The sequence below is a fragment of the Solwaraspora sp. WMMD406 genome (assembly GCF_029626025.1).
Taxonomy (GTDB): Bacteria; Actinomycetota; Actinomycetes; order Mycobacteriales; family Micromonosporaceae; genus Micromonospora_E.
In genome coordinates this window covers 727,312-745,904 of the sequence record NZ_JARUBF010000001.1, presented here as the reverse complement: position 1 = coordinate 745,904, position 18,593 = coordinate 727,312, and the positions used below count along the sequence as shown (strand labels likewise).

The 18,593-nt window shown below is 70.0% G+C and carries 21 protein-coding genes and 1 pseudogene; 15 read left to right on the top strand and 7 right to left on the bottom strand.

The features are described 5' to 3' along the window. Window positions 1-53: 53 nt before the first annotated feature. The 3 genes from O7632_RS03270 to O7632_RS03260 all read left to right on the top strand — a co-directional run bounded on the left by O7632_RS03270 (window position 54) and on the right by O7632_RS03260 (window position 3,045). A complete protein-coding gene (locus tag O7632_RS03270) occupies window positions 54-1,514 on the top strand; it encodes an ATP-binding protein (protein WP_278111310.1) in 1,461 nt (486 codons plus the stop codon). A gap of 12 nt (window positions 1,515-1,526) precedes the next feature. Continuing rightward, window positions 1,527-1,958, top strand: coding sequence for an ATP-binding protein (locus O7632_RS03265; protein ID WP_278111309.1), 432 nt, complete (start codon window positions 1,527-1,529; stop codon window positions 1,956-1,958). Window positions 1,959-2,163: 205 nt separating this feature from the next. Then, a complete protein-coding gene (locus tag O7632_RS03260; RefSeq protein WP_278111308.1) occupies window positions 2,164-3,045 on the top strand; it encodes a DUF5926 family protein in 882 nt (293 codons plus the stop codon). Between the two features lie 34 nt (window positions 3,046-3,079). On the opposite strand, the gene O7632_RS03255 is transcribed toward O7632_RS03260, so the two are convergent. Further along, window positions 3,080-4,288 carry an arginine deiminase gene (locus O7632_RS03255; RefSeq protein WP_278111306.1) on the bottom strand — a complete coding sequence of 403 codons (1,209 nt, stop codon included), beginning with the start codon at window positions 4,286-4,288 and terminating at the stop codon, window positions 3,080-3,082. A gap of 164 nt (window positions 4,289-4,452) precedes the next feature. On the opposite strand from O7632_RS03255, the gene O7632_RS03250 reads away from it, so the two are divergent. The 5 genes from O7632_RS03250 (at window position 4,453) to pheA (ending at window position 7,983) form a co-directional block, all read left to right on the top strand. Continuing rightward, window positions 4,453-5,205 carry a hypothetical protein gene (locus O7632_RS03250; RefSeq protein WP_278111304.1) on the top strand — a complete coding sequence of 251 codons (753 nt, stop codon included), beginning with the start codon at window positions 4,453-4,455 and terminating at the stop codon, window positions 5,203-5,205. Window positions 5,206-5,400: 195 nt separating this feature from the next. After that, window positions 5,401-5,883 carry a hypothetical protein gene (locus O7632_RS03245; RefSeq protein WP_278111303.1) on the top strand — a complete coding sequence of 161 codons (483 nt, stop codon included), beginning with the start codon at window positions 5,401-5,403 and terminating at the stop codon, window positions 5,881-5,883. A gap of 96 nt (window positions 5,884-5,979) precedes the next feature. Continuing rightward, window positions 5,980-6,366: an ACT domain-containing protein gene (locus O7632_RS03240; RefSeq protein WP_278111301.1), complete on the top strand. Its 387-nt coding sequence runs from the start codon at window positions 5,980-5,982 to the stop codon at window positions 6,364-6,366. Between the two features lie 17 nt (window positions 6,367-6,383). Next, a complete protein-coding gene (locus O7632_RS03235) occupies window positions 6,384-7,013 on the top strand; it encodes a hypothetical protein (RefSeq protein WP_278111300.1) in 630 nt (209 codons plus the stop codon). A 10-nt stretch (window positions 7,014-7,023) separates the two neighbouring features. After that, a complete protein-coding gene (pheA, locus tag O7632_RS03230) occupies window positions 7,024-7,983 on the top strand; it encodes a prephenate dehydratase (RefSeq protein ID WP_278111297.1) in 960 nt (319 codons plus the stop codon). A gap of 94 nt (window positions 7,984-8,077) precedes the next feature. Here the strand turns inward: pheA and O7632_RS03225 are convergent, their stop codons facing one another. The 3 genes from O7632_RS03225 to O7632_RS03215 all read right to left on the bottom strand — a co-directional run bounded on the left by O7632_RS03225 (window position 8,078) and on the right by O7632_RS03215 (window position 9,798). Continuing rightward, a complete protein-coding gene (locus tag O7632_RS03225; protein WP_278111296.1) occupies window positions 8,078-8,770 on the bottom strand; it encodes an AIM24 family protein in 693 nt (230 codons plus the stop codon). Window positions 8,771-8,863: 93 nt separating this feature from the next. Further along, on the bottom strand, window positions 8,864-9,226 hold the full coding sequence (locus O7632_RS03220; RefSeq protein ID WP_278111294.1) for a metallopeptidase family protein: 363 nt from the start codon (window positions 9,224-9,226) through the stop codon (window positions 8,864-8,866). Window positions 9,227-9,366: 140 nt separating this feature from the next. Beyond that, on the bottom strand, window positions 9,367-9,798 hold the full coding sequence (locus O7632_RS03215) for an OsmC family protein (RefSeq protein WP_278111292.1): 432 nt from the start codon (window positions 9,796-9,798) through the stop codon (window positions 9,367-9,369). 94 nt (window positions 9,799-9,892) lie between these two features. On the opposite strand from O7632_RS03215, the gene O7632_RS03210 reads away from it, so the two are divergent. After that, on the top strand, window positions 9,893-10,759 hold the full coding sequence (locus O7632_RS03210) for a hypothetical protein (RefSeq protein ID WP_278111290.1): 867 nt from the start codon (window positions 9,893-9,895) through the stop codon (window positions 10,757-10,759). A gap of 55 nt (window positions 10,760-10,814) precedes the next feature. Beyond that, window positions 10,815-12,080 (top strand): serine--tRNA ligase, encoded by a 1,266-nt coding sequence (gene serS / locus O7632_RS03205; protein ID WP_278111288.1) that lies wholly within the window; start codon window positions 10,815-10,817, stop codon window positions 12,078-12,080. A gap of 194 nt (window positions 12,081-12,274) precedes the next feature. Here serS and O7632_RS03200 read toward each other — a convergent pair whose 3' ends face one another. Continuing rightward, window positions 12,275-12,493: a winged helix-turn-helix domain-containing protein gene (locus O7632_RS03200; protein WP_278111286.1), complete on the bottom strand. Its 219-nt coding sequence runs from the start codon at window positions 12,491-12,493 to the stop codon at window positions 12,275-12,277. 356 nt (window positions 12,494-12,849) lie between these two features. On the opposite strand from O7632_RS03200, the gene O7632_RS03195 reads away from it, so the two are divergent. The 3 genes and pseudogenes from O7632_RS03195 to O7632_RS03185 all read left to right on the top strand — a co-directional run bounded on the left by O7632_RS03195 (window position 12,850) and on the right by O7632_RS03185 (window position 15,082). Continuing rightward, entirely contained in the window at window positions 12,850-13,212 is a 363-nt protein-coding gene (locus tag O7632_RS03195; RefSeq protein WP_278111285.1) for a DivIVA domain-containing protein, read from the top strand. A 219-nt stretch (window positions 13,213-13,431) separates the two neighbouring features. Then, window positions 13,432-14,247 (top strand): annotated as a pseudogene (locus tag O7632_RS03190) (HAD family hydrolase); the annotation flags it as partial. A gap of 4 nt (window positions 14,248-14,251) precedes the next feature. Continuing rightward, entirely contained in the window at window positions 14,252-15,082 is an 831-nt protein-coding gene (locus O7632_RS03185) for a Cof-type HAD-IIB family hydrolase (RefSeq protein ID WP_278111283.1), read from the top strand. 68 nt (window positions 15,083-15,150) lie between these two features. Here O7632_RS03185 and O7632_RS03180 read toward each other — a convergent pair whose 3' ends face one another. Then, window positions 15,151-15,774: a bacterial proteasome activator family protein gene (locus O7632_RS03180; protein WP_278119791.1), complete on the bottom strand. Its 624-nt coding sequence runs from the start codon at window positions 15,772-15,774 to the stop codon at window positions 15,151-15,153. Window positions 15,775-15,956: 182 nt separating this feature from the next. Between O7632_RS03180 and O7632_RS03175 the strand changes: the two genes are divergently transcribed. After that, complete coding sequence (locus tag O7632_RS03175) at window positions 15,957-17,159, top strand: ABC transporter substrate-binding protein (RefSeq protein WP_278111282.1); 1,203 nt, start codon at window positions 15,957-15,959, stop codon at window positions 17,157-17,159. Between the two features lie 59 nt (window positions 17,160-17,218). On the opposite strand, the gene ddaH is transcribed toward O7632_RS03175, so the two are convergent. Further along, window positions 17,219-18,049 carry a dimethylargininase gene (gene ddaH, locus O7632_RS03170; protein ID WP_347403555.1) on the bottom strand — a complete coding sequence of 277 codons (831 nt, stop codon included), beginning with the start codon at window positions 18,047-18,049 and terminating at the stop codon, window positions 17,219-17,221. Between the two features lie 68 nt (window positions 18,050-18,117). Here ddaH and O7632_RS03165 point away from each other — a divergent pair, with 68 nt between their 5' ends. Further along, complete coding sequence (locus O7632_RS03165; protein WP_278111281.1) at window positions 18,118-18,585, top strand: Lrp/AsnC family transcriptional regulator; 468 nt, start codon at window positions 18,118-18,120, stop codon at window positions 18,583-18,585. The last annotated feature ends 8 nt before the right edge of the window (window positions 18,586-18,593 follow it).

Below are 18,593 nucleotides of genomic sequence, written 5' to 3'. Positions count from 1 at the left end.
GCTCGGCGCACCGGCCACTGCCGAAATCGGTCGCCAGCGGGCAGACTCAGATCATGCCGGAACGTCCCGACTACCCCAGCCTGATCGCCGGTCACACCGTCGTCCTCGACATGATCAACAGTGGGGATTCCGGCCTGCCGGTGCTGCACCACCTTCTCCGGCTGGCCCAGCGGGCCCTCGGCGCGGCCGGCACCTCGTTCGCCGAGTACGGGCCCCGCGACGGCCGGATCATCGCCGCCTCTGGTGAAGCGGAGTGGTCGATCGGCCGTCCGATCCGGCTCTCCGATCCGGCGAACGCCCGACTGCTGGCCGGCCCCCGTACGGTCGAGTTTCCGGTGCAGGCGCTCTCGGCGGAACAGGCCGATCAGATCGCCGGACGTGGCCTGCACCGGATGCTGACCGCACGGGCGGAGATCGGCGGCGTGCTCATCGGAAGTCTGCACGCGTACTACCCGGACCGGGACGGGACGGCCAGTGCCGAGCATCACACCCTAATCGCTTACCTCTCCTCCTGTATCGCCCACATCTACGGCGATCAGACCGGCCTGCCGGTGCACGGTGACGGGCCGGTGGTCGCCGCGCTCGCCGACGGGCTCGCCATCATCGACAAGGAGGGCTGCGTACGGCTGTGGAACCCGGCCGCCGAGCAGCTCACCGGCGAGCCGGCGGCCCAGTGCCTGCACCGCCCGATCCCCTTTCCGGTCCCGCCGCCCGGTCAGGTGATCGACCACCAGCTCACCGACAGCCGCTGGCTGCGGATCACGTCGGGCGAGCTCCCAGGTTTCGTGGAATCGCGGGTCGTGACCTTCCGCGACATCACCGACCAGCATCGCCGGGACCACGACGTCGATCTGTTCATCGCGGTCACCAGCCACGAGCTGCGCACGCCGGTCACCGTCATCAAGGGGTACGCGGAGACGCTGAGCGAGCACTGGGACTCGCTCGGCGACCAGGAGCGCCGGGAAGCCGCCCGGGTGCTGGGTCAACGGGCGACCGAGTTGGCTCGGCTGGTCGACCGGCTGCTGTCCGCCGCCAACGACGCCGGGCCGGTGAGCGGCACCCCCGCCGCCCCGTTCGATCTGGTGGAGACGCTGCGGGCGGCGGCCGCCACGTTGCCAGCCGACCTGCGCCGCCGGCTCACCATCGACCTGCCGACGGATCTGCCCAAAGCCTTCGGTGACCGGGGCAGCCTGGCGACCGTACTGACCGAATTGGCCACCAACGCGGACAAGTACTCACCGGCCGATACGCCGGTGGAGTTGACCGCCGCGTCCGACCAACGCACCGTCGTGTTCCGGATTAGTGATCGGGGCATCGGGGTACGTCCTGAGCACGTGGAACGAGCGTTCGACCGGTTCTGGCAGGGCGAATCCGGCGACCAGCGTCGCTACCCGGGCGCGGGTCTCGGGCTCTACCTGGTCCGGCAGATCATCGAGCGACAGCACGGATGGGTGTCCCTACGGCCACGAGCCGGCGGGGGAACGGTCGCGGAGGTACGGCTACCCCGCGGGTGAGAGGAGGCGGGGGTGACCGTGGTTCTGGCCGGACGAACATGGAGCGTTCTGGTGCCGCACCACGTCAGCGGCGCACGGCTTGCCCGACACAAACTGGCCACGGCGCTGGCCAACCGGGTTCGGCCCACCTTGCTGTCCGATGTGATGGCGGTGGTCGCGGAGTTGGTAGGCAATGCTGTCCGACATGCCCGACCGCTGCCGGACGGGATGGTACGGATCACCTGCCAGCTGATTCCGCTCAACCGCGGCGCCACGGTCCGGATCAAGGTCACCGACGGCGGTTCCGGCAGCGTTCCGCAGGTACGGTCCGCGACCGCCGACGCGCTCAACGGCCGGGGGCTGAGCATCGTCGCGGCGCTCGCCCAGCGGTGGGGGGTGGAGAAGACCGGCTCCGGGCGATGTGTATGGGCCGAGATCGCCTGCCCGGACCCGCCGGCGGCCTGACGCCGACCGTAGCCGACTCGGCACCCCTGTCCCGGCTACGCGGCGGTGACACCGGACGGCACCGGAACACCGCGGTGACAGCGGACGGCACCCTGAACACCGCGGTGACAGCGGACGGCACCCTGAACACCGCGGTGACAGCGGACGGCACCTGGGTGCGGCGCGGGGCGACCCGACCAGGAGTTGTCCTCTAGGCTGACTCGCCGTGAGCAAGCGCCGAAAGCACGAGCGGTCCGCGAGCCCCGGCAAGCGGGAGAAGATCCGCGACGTATACGTACCCCGGCCCTTCGCCGGCCTCGCCGACGAGCCGGACTGGATCGCTCTGCGCGAGCTGGTGCCGGCCGCGACGGCACCGCTGGTGCTCGATCCCGAGCTGGCCGCCGCGCACGGCGATCCGCAGGTGACGCTGGCCACGGTGCTGCCGATGGCGGTTCCGGCGATCGTCCGGGCAGAGGGCCAGATCCTGCTCGGGCTGCAGCGTCACGCCCAGTCCGGCGACATCTCGCGGGACTTGGCGGCGGCGCTGCTGTCCGCGCTGGAGACCGAGCCGGGCGGTACGGTGGCCGTGCCGCCGTTGCCCGGTCCCGGCCCTCGGCTGCAGGACGTGCTGGTCGACGGCGCGCTGGAGGTCAGCGTGCGCGACAGCTTCGCCTTTTGGGTCGCCCCGGACGCCGCCGCCGATCCGGCGGTGCAGGCCTCGCTGGAACGAGCGGACGCGAGCATCTATCCGACCACCCGGATGTCGGCCGCGACGGCGGCGTACTGGTGCCGGGTCGGCGAGAAGGCGCATGTGCGCTGGGTGTTGCCGGACGAGGAGGACCGCGCCCTCGACACGCTGGCCCGGCTCAGCGCCGCTGGCGAACTGCCGCTGGGTACGGGGACCCGCTTCGCGGGGATGTTCCGGGCGCACGGGCTGCTGGTACCGGTCTGGGACCTGCCGGTCCAACCGTCCGCCGAGGAGTGGGAGGGATCGCTCGCCGAGTTCGCCAAACGGTACGCCGAGACGCTGGCTGAGTCGGGACCGCTCGATGCCGCCGCGCGGCGTGCCCGGCAGGGTCTGCTGGGTCGCCAGCTCACCCTGCGCTGACAGCTCGAAGCCGGTCACGGACCAGAAAAGCCGGTCACGGGCCAAGCGGGTCACGGACCAGGGGCGACGACATGCAGCGTGGCCCGCCGCGCCCCGAGCCCAGCTCGGCACCGGGAATGGTGAGCACTTCGATGCCGCCCCGCTCCAGCTGCGCGTTGGTGGCGGTGTTGCGTTCGTACGCGACGCAGACCCCGGGCGCCAGCGCCAGCGTGTTGTTGCCGTCGTCCCATTGCTCGCGTTCGGCGGTGACCGGGTCCAGGCCGGTGCCGATCACCCGGAGCCGGTCGAGGTCCATGGCGTCGGCGGCGGCCCGCAGGAATGGCGCCGGGCCGTCGATACGCAACGCTCCGTCCGGGGCACCGATCACCGTGTACGCGGTCAGCGACTCCGCCATCGGCGGATGCATCACCACGGTGTCCAGATCCACCAGCGTGCAGATCGTGTCCAGATGCATGGTCGCGCGCCGCTGGGTGATCGGGACGACCAGGACGGTGTGTGCGAGTTGGTGGTCGAAGACGCGCCGGGCGAGCCGTTCGACGCCGGCGGCGGTGGTGCGTTCGCCGACCCCGACGGCGATCACCCCGGGGGCGAGCAGCAACACGTCGCCGCCTTCGAGGTGCTCCAGCGACGGCCGGTAGATCAGATCCGTGCCGGTGAACCGGGGATGGTGCCGATAGATCACGTCGGTGAGCTGTCCTTCGCGTCGGCGGGCCGGCATGGCCAGGCTGGCGACCGCGACCCGGTCCCGGATCCAGACCGCCGAGTCGCGGGTGAATAGCAGGTTGGGTATCGGCTCGATGATGAACTCGTGCCGCCGCATCAACGCGTGGACCAGGCCTGGGGAGCGCTCGGCCGTCGGGCGGAGTTCGTCGCGGGCGATCCCGGCGACGAGGACGCTGGCCAGTGCCGCCGGATCGAGATAGTTGAGCTGTTCACTGGTTCGCTGTCGTAGGGTCTGTCCGAGATGGTCGGCGGCGAGTACGGTCTCGGTGGCCTCGGCACGGGCGTCGGCGCTGGCCAGCGTCTCGGCGAGCAATCGTTCGAGGTAGAGCACCTCGACGCCGCGGGCGCGCAGCACGGCGGCGAAGGCGTCGTGCTCGGACTGGGCGCGGGCGACCCAGGGGATCGCGTCGAAGAGCAGGCCGGCGCTGTTTCGCGGGGTCAACCGGGCCAGCTCCGCGTTCGGTCGGTGCAGCAGGACCGTCCGAAGGTGGCCAATCTCACTGTCGACGTAGTGCGTCACAACCTCAGCTTATTGCAGTCGTTTGGCACTATCTGCCGAAAGAGTCGTTGGGTGAATAGGGCATTCATCCCTACTCACTCCGGCTCGGCGCCTTGCTTCAGTACCGGTATCGCCACGTACGGTAGTGGTAGTCCAATCCAGGGGACCTTTTGCCGGAGGTCGTGATGACTGTGTTCCATGAACGTCGAGTCCTGCCCGCGCAGCGGGCTCTGCCCCGGCGAGTCGACGCCGACCCCACGGAAGAGTCGCCACCCGGCACCCTGGAAGCGATCCGGCCATCCCCGATGGAGTGGGCCCGCCGTCGACGGGCCGAACGCGGCGCCCGGCGGATCGAAGCGGCCGGGGCCCGCGCCCTGCACCGGCTCGACCACCTCGGGCCGGCCTGGCACGTGGTCAACTGGCCCCGTACGGACAGCCCGGACCAGGCGCTCGGCCTGGAGACCGGCGGTCGTGGCGAACGCGCCGGATTCCTGGCGATCGGACCGAGTGGCCTGTTCGCGGTGACGGTCGTCGACCACGGTCGCAGCCGGGTGCTGGTCGCCGGGGACGTGGTCCAGATCAACGGCAAGCGGCCGCCGTACGTGGCGGAGGCTCGCCGGGACGCCAAGCGCGCCAGCAAGGCGATGTCCGCCGCGATCGGCCACACCATCCCGGTCGCCCCGGTACTCACCTTCGTCGGCTCCGGCGTGATCAGCGTCTACGGCCTGCCCAAGGAGTGCATGGTCACCACCCATCGGGAACTGGACCGGCTGCTGATCGCCGGCGGCAACCGGATCAGCGCGGCCACCGCCGACAAGCTTTCCCAGGTAGCCAGCCACCCCAGCACCTGGCTCAACGCTCCGTACCGTTCATCGGCTGACTACCGGTGGTACGGCGCCGGCCGAACGGCCGCTGACAAGCCGACCGGCCAGCGGTAGCCTCGTGCGGAGGCGCTACCCTCCCGTGCGGCGTTCTCCGCTGCCACCTCGGCACAAGGCTGCCCGCAGCAGATGACAACTGTGCGTGTCCGCGCCCATCCGGCAGCCCGGCGGGCCCCTACCCGCCGTCAGTCGACGGACGCGGCGGAGACCGGTTAGCGTGGCGGTGGTCCGGCGGAGTCAGGGGAGGCGCGGGTGGCGCACGTCGAGCTCTCAATCTCGGAATCGTTGGTGCCGCAGGTCCGCGAACCGATCGAGCCGATGCGCGTGGACAACTTCCGGCTCTGGGCCGATGCCGCTGCGGCAGCCCTGGAACCGTGTCTCGTCATCGACCACGAGCTGGTGGTCGTCGCCGCGTCCCGCTCCTGCCGGGAGCTGCTCGGTCTGAGCGAGCACGGCTCCGTGGTGGGACGGCCACTGCTCGAGGAGCTACGTCTCGTCGACTTCACCGCGCAACGCGGCGAACTCGACGAGGCGGAGATCGACAAGATCCCGCCGCTGCTGGCGCTGACCTCGGGGCGGCTCGCCCGAGGACTGCTCCGGGTGGCCAACGGTGCCCACGACGGCGAGAGCGACGGCACCGTCGACGCGATCGCCACGCCGGTGTGGATCGGCCAGAAGGTAGCCGGCTCGCTCACCTTCTTCTCGCCGATCTCGACCCGCTTCCCCACGAGCTGACCTCCCGCTTCGCCAGGAGCTGATCACCCGCCGGCCCTCGGCCGGCTTCGCCGGCACCGCCTTGGGGCCCGGCCGCAGTGCCCGTAGGCTGCCCCCATGCTGAACCTCGACCTGCTGCCGGAGGAGTACGCGGTCTGCCGACTACCGGCCGGGTCGTCGATACCGGCGGAACTGCTCACGGCACCGGCTGACGGTGTCATCTCGGTGACCTGGACCGCCGACGAGGTGTCCATCATCTGCCGGGTCGACCGGGTGCCGGCGGCGGCCAAGGCGGAGGCGTCCTGGCGCTGTCTGCGCGTCGTCGGTCCGCTGGACCTGGCATCCACCGGCGTGCTCGCCTCGTTGGTGGGGCCACTGGCGCAGGCCCGGGTCAACATCGTCGCCTTCTCCACCTACGACACGGACTATCTGCTGGTGCCGGCGGTCCGGCTCGACGAAGCGCTCGCCACGCTGACCAGAACCGGTCACCACGTCGCCGGCTGAGCACATACCATGAGCTGGTGCTAGTCCGGCACCAGTGGCGCGCGGCAGCCACCCGGCGGGTGGCGGCCGGCAAGCTGGCGGTCCACGAGTCAGCGGCGGGCAAGCTGGCGGTCCGCGAGCTGGCGATCACCGTACTGATCATCGGTGTCTTGACCGTCGGAGGCTGCGGTCGGCCGCCCGAACTGCTGGACCCGCCGTCCGGGACGACGATCGCCGCTGGGGCGACGCCGTCGACCGCGCCCACCGGCACCCCGGCCGACGTACCGCAGGCACCGCCGACCACCAGAGCGACACCGTCGACCACGCCGACCACGGCCACGCGTCCCGCAACGGTCGCGGTCGACTGCGCCGGGCAGCCCTCCGCCGACCAGGTCGTCGCCATGCTGCGCCGCACCGACGGACTGCTACCGGCCGGGGTACGGGTCACCGTCCAGGTCGCTCCCCGCTGTGCCGGCAGTTGGCAGTACACCGTGGTGCAGATCCCGAACCGCGAACCGCTACAGGTGGTGTCCGAAGGATCACCAACCTCCTTTTCGCTGGTGACGGCCGGGACCGATGTCTGCACGATCCCGGTCCGGGTCGGCGCCCCCGCCGGGATCCGGGCGCTCGCCTGCGAGTCGGTGCCGAACCTGCCGCCGACTCCGTAGGCTGGCCGCCATGCCCGACTCCACACCGACCCGCTTCGCGTACCTCGGACCCGAAGGAACCTTCACCGAGCAGGCGCTGCGCACGATTCCAGCGGCCGAGCGTGGCGCCCGGATCCCGGCCCGCAGCGTCGCCGAAGCCCTGGACGCCGTACGGGCGCGGACGGTCGACGCGGCGCTGGTCCCGTTGGAGAACTCGATCGGCGGCGCGGTCGGAGTCACCTTCGACGAGCTGAGCAGCGGCGGTCCGTTGATCATCACCGAGGAGGTGGTGCTGCCGGTCGAGTTCGTGCTGGCCGGCCGCGCCGGGACGACCCTGGAGCAGGTCGCCAGCATCGGTGCCCATCCGCAGGCGTCGACCCAGTGCCGGGGCTGGCTGCGCCGGCAGGTCCCGGACGCCACGATCGTCGACGTACTCTCCAACGGCGCGGCGGCGGCCGGCGCCGCAGCCGGCGACTACGACGCGGCGATCTGCGCTCCGATCGGCGTCGACGGACACGGACTGCGCGTCCTGGCCGACAAGATCGCCGACCACGGCGACGCGGTCACCCGGTTCGTGCTGGTCCGACGCCCCGGCCCGCCGCCACCGCCGACCGGCGACGACGTCACCAGCCTCGCGGTCTACATCGCGCACGACCGGGTCGGCGCACTGCTCGCGGTGCTGATGGAGCTGGCGGTACGCGAGGTCAACCTGACCCGGATCGAGTCCCGGCCCACCGGTGAGGCCCTCGGCCGGTACGCCTTCTTCCTGGACTGCTCGGGTCACGTCGCCGAGGACCGGCTCGGCGAGGCGCTCCGTGGCCTGCGTCGGGTCTGTGCCGACGTACGGTTCCTCGGCTCCTATCCCCGGCACGACTGGCAGGCGGTCGCCGGTGGCCGGGCCGCCGGGTCGGGCTCCGCCCGGCGTTCCGACGACGACTACGCCAAGGCCGCCGCCTGGCTGGCCCGGATCCGGGCCGGGCAGCTCGACTGACGGACGCCGCCGGCCGACGGCCGACGCCTACTCGGCTCCGCACGCCTCTGCGCGGCTCCGCGCGGCCGGCCGACGGCATCGGTGCTGCCGGGCGTCAGTGCTGCTGTACGCCGGAACCACGGACCGGCGGCTCCTCCGACGGCTGCACGATCACGAACCCCTGGCCGGCGAAGCTCATCGTGAACGCCTCGCCGGTACGCCGACCGAGCAGCGTGCCGAGTCCGAGCTGCTCGGCCCGGTGGTAGCCGGTCTGCAGATTGGCCGACCAGCAGACCGCCGCCTGCGGGTCGACGTAGGTGGGCTGGTTGACGTTCAACACCACCGGGGTGCCCTTGGTGGTGATCGCAATCCGTCCCTGGCCGCTGAAGACACAGTTGAACAGGCCGGCGGACGAGGCGAATCCCATGCCCTGCACCATCCGGATGTCGTACTGCAGCGTCGAGTCGAAGGCCAGCACGCTGGATCCGTTGATCGACAGGGCGTCGCCGGGTTCCAGGTCGATCAGGTGTACGTCGGAGGCCTCGTCGGCGAGAAACACGTCACCCTGACCGGTCAGCTTCATCAGCGGGACGCCCTCGCCGGTCAGCTTCTGCTTGAGAAAGTTGCCGAGGCCTCCGGATCCGAGCGCCTGGAACTGGACGTGACCCTGGTAGGCGACCATCGATCCGGTGCGGGCCATCGCCTCACCGTTGAGTTCGATCTTGAGCATCTTGGAATTCTGCAGACGGAGACCGGGCTGGGCCGACTCCTTCTCCAAGTGCTCGGCGGAGAACAGGGCGCTGCGCATGGTTTCTTCCTCCTGGTCAGAGCAGAGATGATCGACCGAAGGGTAAGGAACCAGCGCAAGGGATCGTCATCGCCCGGCCGGCCGAACCTGGCGTCACCCCCAGCCGAGGGCGTGTAGCCGTTCGTCGTCGATGCCGAAATGGTGAGCGATCTCATGGACCACGGTGACCGCGATCTCGTCGATCACCTCGGCTTCGCTGTGACAGATGCGCAGGATCGGATTGCGGAAGATGAAGATCCGGTCCGGCAGTACGCCGGCGTAGTCCCAGCCCCGGCTGGTCAACGCGTGTCCTTCGTAGAGGCCGAGCAGTTCCGGTCCGCCGTCCGGTGACTCGTCCTCGACCAGGATCACCACGTTGTTCATCAGCCGGAGCAGCTGCGCCGGGACCTCGTCGAGGGCTTCCCCGACGAGGTCTTCGAAACGCTCACGGCTCATCTCGACCGGCACCCGGTCCATTCTGCCGCACCCATCCACGTTCCTGGACCTGTCAGGGAACGAAGCGGACAGTCCGCTGGACAAGCCGCTGGACAAGCCCAAGAACGCGGAATGGGACGAAACCGGGCTACCGCCGAGGGGAAGCTCGCGCGGAACTGTGGTCAGACGGAGAGGCTGGCGTTGAGGGTGATCTCCGCACCCGGCGACAGCAGGCGGGAGATCGGGCAGTTGGCCTTGGCAGCCTCGGCCAGCTTCTGGAAGGTTTCCGGGTCGATGCCGGGCACCTCGCCCACCGTCTCCAGATCGATCCGGGTGACGGTCATCCCGGCATCGGTCTTGTCCAGGTGCACCGAGGCGGTGGTCTGTACGGAGGTCGGCGTGAAGCCCGAGTCGGCCAGCCCCTTGGAGAACGCCATCGAGAAGCAGCCGGCGTGGGCCGCCCCGATCAACTCCTCCGGGTTGGTGCCCTCACCCTCCTCGAAACGGGACTTGAACGAATAGTTCCCCTCGTACCCGCCCTTACCAGTGCGGATCGTGCCGGAACCCTCGGTCAGATTGCCCTGCCAGCGGGCTGATGCGGTACGGATAGGCATGGGCATGACGCTAGCTCACCCCGGTGGCCGGTGCGACGATGCCATGGACGAACGACACCGTGGTGCCGACGACACCCCAGGAGGGCCAGCCGCGATGGCCGACGACCACAGCCGTACTCCCGTGGACGCCAGCGCCCGAACAGAGCCGGTCGTGCTCGAATTCGGTGGCGCACCGACGCCACCGACCGACCGGCCACGCCGCTGGCCCGGGCCGCCACGTCGTTGGTCCGGGTCGGCCGCCCAGCTCACGCAGCGGCTGCGGACCGCCGCCAGTGGCCTGCGCACCCCACCCGGGACCGGCCGTACGGCGAGTCTGGCGCTGGCCGCCCTCGGAGCGCTGGCCGGAGCCGTCTCCTCTGGCGGCGTATGGATCGACTTCGTGTTTCCCGGAATCACCACCAACGACCGCGGCGAACCGTACGCCGACACCCTGCTGGTATCCGCCCTCGGCGGGTACGGCACGGCGTACCTGCTTGGCTTTTTCGTTTTGCTGGTCGGTGCCGCGCTGACGCTGTTCGGTTCCACCGGGATCCGCCGCGACCTGCGGATCGCCGCGCTGGCCCTCGGCGGCGGGTTGCTGGTGCTGCTGGTCGTGATCACTCGCAACACCGAAGTACTGGTCCGCTCACCGTTGGGGGTCGGGCGGCAACTGGTCGTCCAGGCCGACATCGGTGCCGGCCTGACCGCCGGTTTCGTCGGCGTCGTCGCGCTGATGCTCGCCGTCCACCTGGCTGGGCGGGCGGACTCGCCCGGCGACACTGGCAGCGGCCAGGACGGTGCCGTGGCACCGACGGCCGCCAGACCAGCCGCTGAGCTGCACACCGGGCCGGGTGCCGAGCTGGAAGTGCCGGCCGATCTGGGACCGCCGGCCGATCTGGGGCCACCCGCCGACCTGACGGTCGCGCCGGCTGACCCCTTCGTCCGGCCGGAGCAGCCGCCGTACCAGAACCGACGCTGGTAGGTACCGGCAAAACCTGCGCGCGGGCGGGACGGCGCGCCCGGTATCGTTGACATCCGTGATTGATCTCCGCCTGCTCCGTGACGATCCGGACCTCTTCCGTGCCAGCCAGCGTGCCCGCGGTGAGTCCGAGTCCCGGGTGGACGATCTGATCGCCGCCGACGAGGCCCGCCGTACGGCGGTGCAGACGTTCGAGGCGGTGCGCGCCGAACAGAAGCAGCTCGGCAAACAACTGCCCCGGGCCGAGCCGGCCGAAAAGCTTGAGCTGCTCGCCCGTACCAAGAAGTTGTCGGCGCAGGTGAAGTCGGCCGAAACGGCCGTGACCGAGGCCGAGCAGGCGCTACGCCGGGCGCAGTTGGCCTTCCCCAACCTGGTCGAGGCGGGCGCGCCGGCCGGCGGCGAGGACGACTACGTGGTGCTGCGCGAGGTCGGTGAGCGCCCCGACATCGAGGCACCGCGCGACCACCTGGCCATCGGTGAAGCGCTCGGCGCGATCGACGTCGAACGCGGCGCGAAGGTCTCCGGCAGTCGGTTCTACTACCTGACCGGCGTCGGCGCGCTGCTGCAACTCGGCCTGCTGCAGCTGGCCATCGCCCAGGCGGTCGAATACGGACTCACCCCGACGATCACCCCGGTGCTGGTCAAGCCGGAGTCGATGGAGGGCACCGGTTTCCTCGGCGAGCACGCCAGCGAGATCTACCGGCTCGAAGCCGACGACCTGTATCTGGTCGGCACCAGCGAGGTGCCGCTGGCGGCGTACCACTCGAACGAGATCCTGACCCTCGACGGGCCGGTGCGCTACGCCGGCTGGTCGTCGTGCTTCCGGCGGGAAGCCGGCTCGTACGGCCGGGACGTGCGCGGCATCCTGCGGGTGCACCAGTTCGACAAGGTGGAGATGTTCTCCTTCTGCCCGCCGGAGCAGGCCCACGACGAGCATCTGCGGCTACTCGCCTGGGAGGAGGAGATGCTGGCCAAGGTCGAGATCCCGTACCGGGTGATCGACGTCGCCGCCGGCGATCTCGGCACCAGCGCGGCCCGCAAGTACGACTGCGAGGCGTGGGTGCCGTCGCAGGGCCGCTATCGCGAGGTCACGTCGACGTCGAACTGCACCACCTTCCAGGCCCGCCGGCTCAACATCCGCTACCGCGACGCCGACGGGCGTACCCAGCCGGTGGCGACCTTGAACGGCACCCTGGCGACGACCCGGTGGCTGATCCCGATCCTGGAGAACCACCAGCAGCCGGACGGCTCGGTACGGGTGCCCAAGGCGCTGCAGCCGTACGTCGGCGGCCGCGACGTGCTGGAACCGCTGGCCACCGCCTGACGTCCCTGTGCAGGTGCCGTTCCGGCCGCTTCCGGGTGCCCTGCGTTGGCTGTGGCTCTGGCTGTGGCGACCCGGGTTTCAAGATCAGTTGATGTAAAACCAGAGCGGCACCGGCGTGTCGTCCGTATTTACATCAACTGATCTTGGCGGACCTGGGCGTCAGAAGGCGGCTGGGTCGCTGACGTAGACGTCCGCTACTTCGGTTCAGCCACGAACACGCCGACGCCTTCGAGGGTCTCGGTCAGCCCGGTGGCTCGAAGGATCATCATCGCCTTGCCGACGACGGTGTCCGAGACGCCGTAGTCGCTGCAAAGCTGGGAGCGGCTGGGCAGCTTGGTGCCCGGCGGCCACTCACCAGAATCGATCTTCGCTCGGAGTTCGTCGGCAAGAACTTGGTACTGCTGCTTGGGCATGCTCACTCCCCGGATGGCATACCCATTTGATCACGCTCCGACCTCCAACCTCAACCGGTTGCACCTAGCGCATTAACCTACAACCGGTGGCAATTGTAGGTTGTCAACGAACGCTCCCGGATGGCTCTTGGGGCGCTCACCTCCGGTCGGGGCAGTCGGCGAGTCACGCCGTCGGGCGTCCCGGCCCCGAAGATGTGCCCTGGTCGCCGTACTGCCGAGGAGGGCTGCGGCGATTGGCGGCCGGGGTGGCCCCGCCGGATCGGCAAAGCGGCGGGACCACCCCTTCCACCGACCAGCCCGACGAACGCCCGAGACAAGCACGAGCGAGGAAGCCCACCGACAGGAGGTAACACGTGATGCGAGAGCTCTGGCGGCGCTGGCGACTGCGGCGGCAACGCCGCAAGATGGCCGGCACGCCGCCGCGTGACTGGCCGAACGGCAGCGGCGTGTACCGCGTACCGGCCGATCGCGGCCGCAACCAGCGACCGACCGCGTACCGGCCGATCCGACCCTGGCAGGTGCGCGGCCGCCGCTTCCCGACGGCCACCCGGCGCGGCGGCGGCCTGGACCCCGGTGAGGTCGCCGCCTTCCTCGAACGGGTCGCCCACGACCTCGGCATTCTGTACGCCGAACTCGACCGCACCTACGAACAGAACGACCGGATCAAGGACGCGCTGCGCCGCTGGCAGTCCAGCCAGGCCGCTGCGGTCGGTCGCTGAACCGGCGTCGAGCGGCGTCGAGCGACGTCGAGCGACGTCGAGCGACGTCGAGCGACGTCGAGCGACGTCGAGCGGTGGACACCGATACCTGATCAGTGTGCACGCGGTCTTCGCGCGAAAGTCATGGTCAGGTCACGGTACGCGAGGTACGGTTGCTGCCCCGTCGACCTTGGGACTCGCGACCTCAGGCGTCGACCTCGGCGGATCAAGGAGGACAGCATGCCGCGCCCCGGCCTACCCAAGCTGATCGCCACCGACCTCGATGGCACCCTGGTCCGCAGCGACGAGACCGTGTCCGAGTACACCCACGAGGTGCTCGACCGGGCCCGTTCGCTCGGCATCCCGGTCGTCGGGGCCACCGGACGCGGCCCGCGCCTGATCGAGCTGACCCGCAACGACATCCGGGCCGCCGACTACCTGGTGATGGCCGGCGGCGGCCGGGTCGTCGACCAGAGCGACCCGACCGGGCCACGGGTCCTGCGCGACGAACGGCTGCCCGGCGCCGACCTGGCTGAGATCATCACGATGCTGGAGGCGACCGTCGGCCCGCTCACCGTGATGGTGGAGGCGTCCGACGAACACGAGGCCCCGCTCTGGGGCGACTACGACCCGTACTGGCGCTATCCGGAGCGGTTCGAGGCGCGCAGCCGGGCGCACTGCCTGTCCAGCGACGTGATCAAGGCGTTCGCCCGGACGCCGACGCACGACGTTGACGCGCTGCTCGCCGCCGCCGTCCAGCTCATCCCACCGACGATGGCCAGCGTCACCCAGGCCGGGCTCGGCTACATCGAGATCTGCCCGCCCGGAGTCGACAAGGCGAGCGGGCTGGCCGTGGTCGCCGAGAGCCTCGGCGTCGACCCGGCAGATGTGCTCGTCTTCGGTGACATGCCCAACGACCTGCCGATGTTCGCCTGGGCCGGCTGGGCTCGGGTCGCGGTCTCCAATGCGCATCAGCTGGTGCGCCGGGCCGCCGATGACATTACACTACGTAATGACGATGATGGCGTAGCGATTTACCTCGATCGGTTAATGTCCGGTGATGGCAGTGCAACCGCAACTGGTCGCCACCGACCTCGACGGGACGCTACTGCGGCCCGATAAGTCGGTTAGCGCCCGGACCGCCGCTGCCCTCGACAAGTTCCAGGCCCGCGGCGGCCGGGTGATCCTGGTCACCGGCCGGCCGGTACGGTGGCTGGCGGCCGTATACGAACAGTTACGGGAACCGGTGCCGGCGGTCTGCGCCAACGGCGCCGTCGTCTTCGACCCACACACCGACACGGTGCTCCGCGCCGATCCGCTCGACCCGGAGATCATGGCCGAAGTCGCCCGGCGGCTGCGTGCGGAGGTGCCCGACGTCGTCTTCGCCGTCGAGGTCGACGACGGCCGGCTGATGCGCCACTGCGCGGACTGGCCGGCCCACTGGAACAGCGACCATCCCAGCGCTCTCCTGGTCACCGACCCGGCCGACCTGCTGACCGCACCGGCGGTCAAGCTGCTCGCCCGAAGCAGCCAGGACGATCCGGACGTGTTCGTACAGACCGTGGCCGGCGCGCTCGCCGGACTCGCCGAGGCCACCCACTCGTCCAAGTCGGGTCTGGTGGAAATCTCGGCGGCCGGGGTGACCAAGGCCGCCGGTCTGGCCTGGCTCTGCACCCGGCTGGATGTGACCGCCGCCGAGGTGGTCGCCTTCGGTGACATGCCGAACGACGTACCGATGCTGACCTGGGCAGGGCGCGCGGTGGCGATGGCCAACGCCCACCCGGCCGTACGGGAGATCGCCGACGCGGTGACCGCCTCGAACGCCGACGACGGAGTCGCCGCCTACCTCGAAACACTCCTCGACCAGCAGGAGCTGTCGTCAGGCCAGTAGCCGGGACGGGCGGTCGGTCACCGGCCGTCGGTCAGAGGCCGTCGGTCAGAGGCCGTCGGTCCCGTCGGTCACAGGTACTGACCGGTCCGGCCGCCGCCTTCCCCCGGCTGACCCGGTTGACCCGGCATGCCGGGAATCATCCCGCCCGCCGCAGCCGGCAGGGCCGGTCGACCACCGGTACGCATCTGCTCCAGCTGCAACCGAGCGGCCATCTGCTGCGCCATCAGCGCGGCCTGGATGCCGTGAAACAGCCCTTCGAGCCAGCCGACCAACTGCGCCTGGGCGACCCGCAGTTCACTTTCGCTGGGCGTCGCGCCGTCCTCGAACGGCAACGAGATCCGCTCCAGCTCCTCCCGCAACTCGGGGGCCAGCCCGTCCTCCAGCTCGGTGATCGAGCGCTGGTGGATCTCGCGGAGTCGTTGCCGGCTCGCCTCGTCGAGAGGAGCCGCGCGCACCTCCTCCAACAACTGTTTGATCATGCTGCCGATCCGCATCACCTTCGCCGGCTGCTCGATCAGCCGCGACGGATCGTCCGGATCGGCGCTGTCGTCGTCAGCGGCGGCACCGGTGTTGACCGTGCCGACCGGTCGGCCGTCCGGGCCTACCACCACCACCGCACCGGGGCGGGCACCGGGCCGTACTGACTCATCGGTCTTGTCCGGGGAGCCTGGCGTGTCGGTCATGGGTCCCATCTTGACGCAGCGCGGTGGCTGACCGCTCGCCGGTCCCCCGATCACGCCCACCACCAGCACAATAAGCACCCAACGCATCGCTTAGCATTGACGCGACGTAGCCGACCCGGTAGAACGCCGGAAGGGCCCTCCACCCGGCCTGTCGATCCTGCCCTGTCGAACCGTTCGAGAGGACCACCCCTGTGCCGCACATCGACCGCCGGCAAGCACTCAAGCTGCTCGCCGCACTCGGCGCGACCGGGCTGGCCAGTGCGTGCAGCATCGGCACGGGCGACGACCCCGACGACGAGGGCCTGGTCAACGACGAACCCGTACGAATCGGGTTGATCGTGCCACAAACCGGCGGTTACAAGCCGATCGGCGACGAGATGCTCAACGGCTTCCAACTGTTCCTCGACAGCAACGAGCGGCGGCTCGGTGGCCGGCCGGTCGATCTGATCATCGCCGACGAGGGCGAAACCCCCGAATCCGGCCAGGCCGCCGTCGACTCGCTGCTCAACCAGCAGGTGCTGGCGTTGACCGGGGTCGCCAACTCGGCGGTGATGCTCGCCATCCGCGACACGGTCGAAGAGGCACGAGTGCCGCTGATCGGCTCGAACGCCTCACCACGCAGTCTGCAGAGCGTGGTCTACATCTGGCGTACATCGTATGTCTCCGACGAGCCCGGACTGGCGCTCGGCACGTACGTGCGGCGGCAGGTCTCCGCCGACGGCGAGGTGGCGATCGTCGCCGCTGACCAACCGGCCGGCCGGGACCTCGTGCAAGGCTTCCGGGAAGGCTTCGGCACCGGCGACGAACGGATCTCCGCGCCGATCATCTGGGCCGACTCGACCCCCAACCCGGGCCGGGACACCTTCACCGAGCCGGTGCAGGAGGTCATCGCCCGCGACCCGGAGGCGGTCTACTGCTTCTTCACCGGCACGGCGGCGGTGGAGTTCATCCGGCAGTTGCGCGACGCCGGTTACGAGCGGCAGATCTACGGTCCGGGCTTCCTGACCGAGGGTACGGTCGTCGACCAGTTGGGCGAGGAAGCGACCGGGATCATCACCGCCCTCAACTACTCGGTGGACCTCGACAACTCGGCCAACCTGCGGTTCGCCAGCAGCTACCGCAAGCGCTTCGGCGCGCCGCCGACCACGTACGCGATGGCCTCCTACGACGCGGCGCAGGTGCTGGACAAGGCGATTCGTACGGCTGGTCCGCAGGTAACCGCGCAGGAGCTCAACCTGGCGCTGGGCCGGATCGGGCAGATCGACAGCCCACGCGGGCCGTGGCAGTTCAACCAGCCACGTACGCCGCAACAGAAGTGGTACCTCCGGGAGGTGCTACGGGACGGGCCGGTGCTGTCCAACGTCCTGATCACCGAGCTGGCGACGCTCGGCTGAGCCGTGCGACGCCGCTGAGCCGTGCGACGCCGCTGAGCGTCGCGGCCGGTGCCGCCGGGTCAGCCGCGTAGCTCAGCCACGCAGCACTTCACGCTGCCCCCGCCTTTGTGCAGCTCGCCGAGTTCGACCAGGTGCGGGCGGTAACCAGCGGCGGCGAGCCGGTCCGCCAACGCGGTCGCCCCACTGTTGAGCACCACGTTGCGTCCGTCGCTGACCAGGTTGAGCCCGAAGGCGAGCGCGTCGGCCCGGTCGGCGAGCAGCGCGTCCGGAAACAGTTGCCGGAGTACTCGTTGCGACCCGGCGGAGAACGCGTCGGGATAGTAGGCGACGTTCTCGTCGTCGAGCACGGTCAACGCGGTGTCCAGATGGTAGAAGTACGGGTCGACCAGGCGCAGGGACACCACCGGCCGGCTCAACGTCTCCTGCACCCGCCGGTGCGCGTCGGGGTCGGTCCGGAACCCGTAGCCGGCCAGGATGGTGCCGCCGTACGCCACCGGCAGGTAGGCGAAGTCACCCTCGCCCTCGTTGGTCTCGGTCGGCCGGACGTAACGCCAGCCGAGTTGTCGATAGAAGTCGCTGTGCGCGGCGGCTTCCGGGGCCCGCTGCGGATGGGTGAACCGCGCCCCATAGACGGTGCCGTCGACCGAGAAGGCACCGTTGGCCGCGTACACCATGTCCGGCAGCCCCGGGCGGGCCGGGAGCAGGTGCACCTGGTGCCCCAACCCGAGCAGTGTCTGGCGCAACCCGTCCCACTGTTTGAGGGCGAGTTCCGGGTCGACCGGCAACTCCGGGTGCATCCAGGGATTGATGGCGTACTCCACCGCGAAATGCTCCGGCGGGCACATCAGGTAGACGCGGGGCAGCCCGTCGGTGGCGCGCGCATCGGTCACGGAAACCAAGAGTAGGTATGCTGTTACGCAATAAGAAGCCGTGATCGTTGCGCCTGAAGGACCATACGTTGCAGATAGACGCCGTAGACCAGCGAATCATTGCGTCTCTGGTAGCGGATGCCCGCTCTTCGTACGCGGAGATCGGTGCCCGGGTGTCGCTGTCCGCGCCTGCCGTGAAACGTCGAGTGGACCGGTTGCGGGCCGCCGGCGTGATCCGGGGCTTCACCGCCGTCGTCGACCCCGCCGCTGTCGGCTGGACCACCGAAGCGTTCATCGAACTGTTCTGCACCGGACGGACCACCCCCGCCCAGATCGCCGCGGCCACCCGACGACACCCGGAAGTCGTCGGCGCCTACACCGTCAGCGGCGAGGCCGACGCCCTGGTGCACCTGCGGGCCGCCGACATCGCCCATCTGGAACAGGCACTGGAGCGGCTGCGGGCGGAATCGTTCATCACCTCGACCCGCAGCATGATCGTGCTGTCCCGCCTGGTCGACGCGCCACCGCCGGTCGCGGTGACCGACCCGCCGGGCTGACCCGCCGG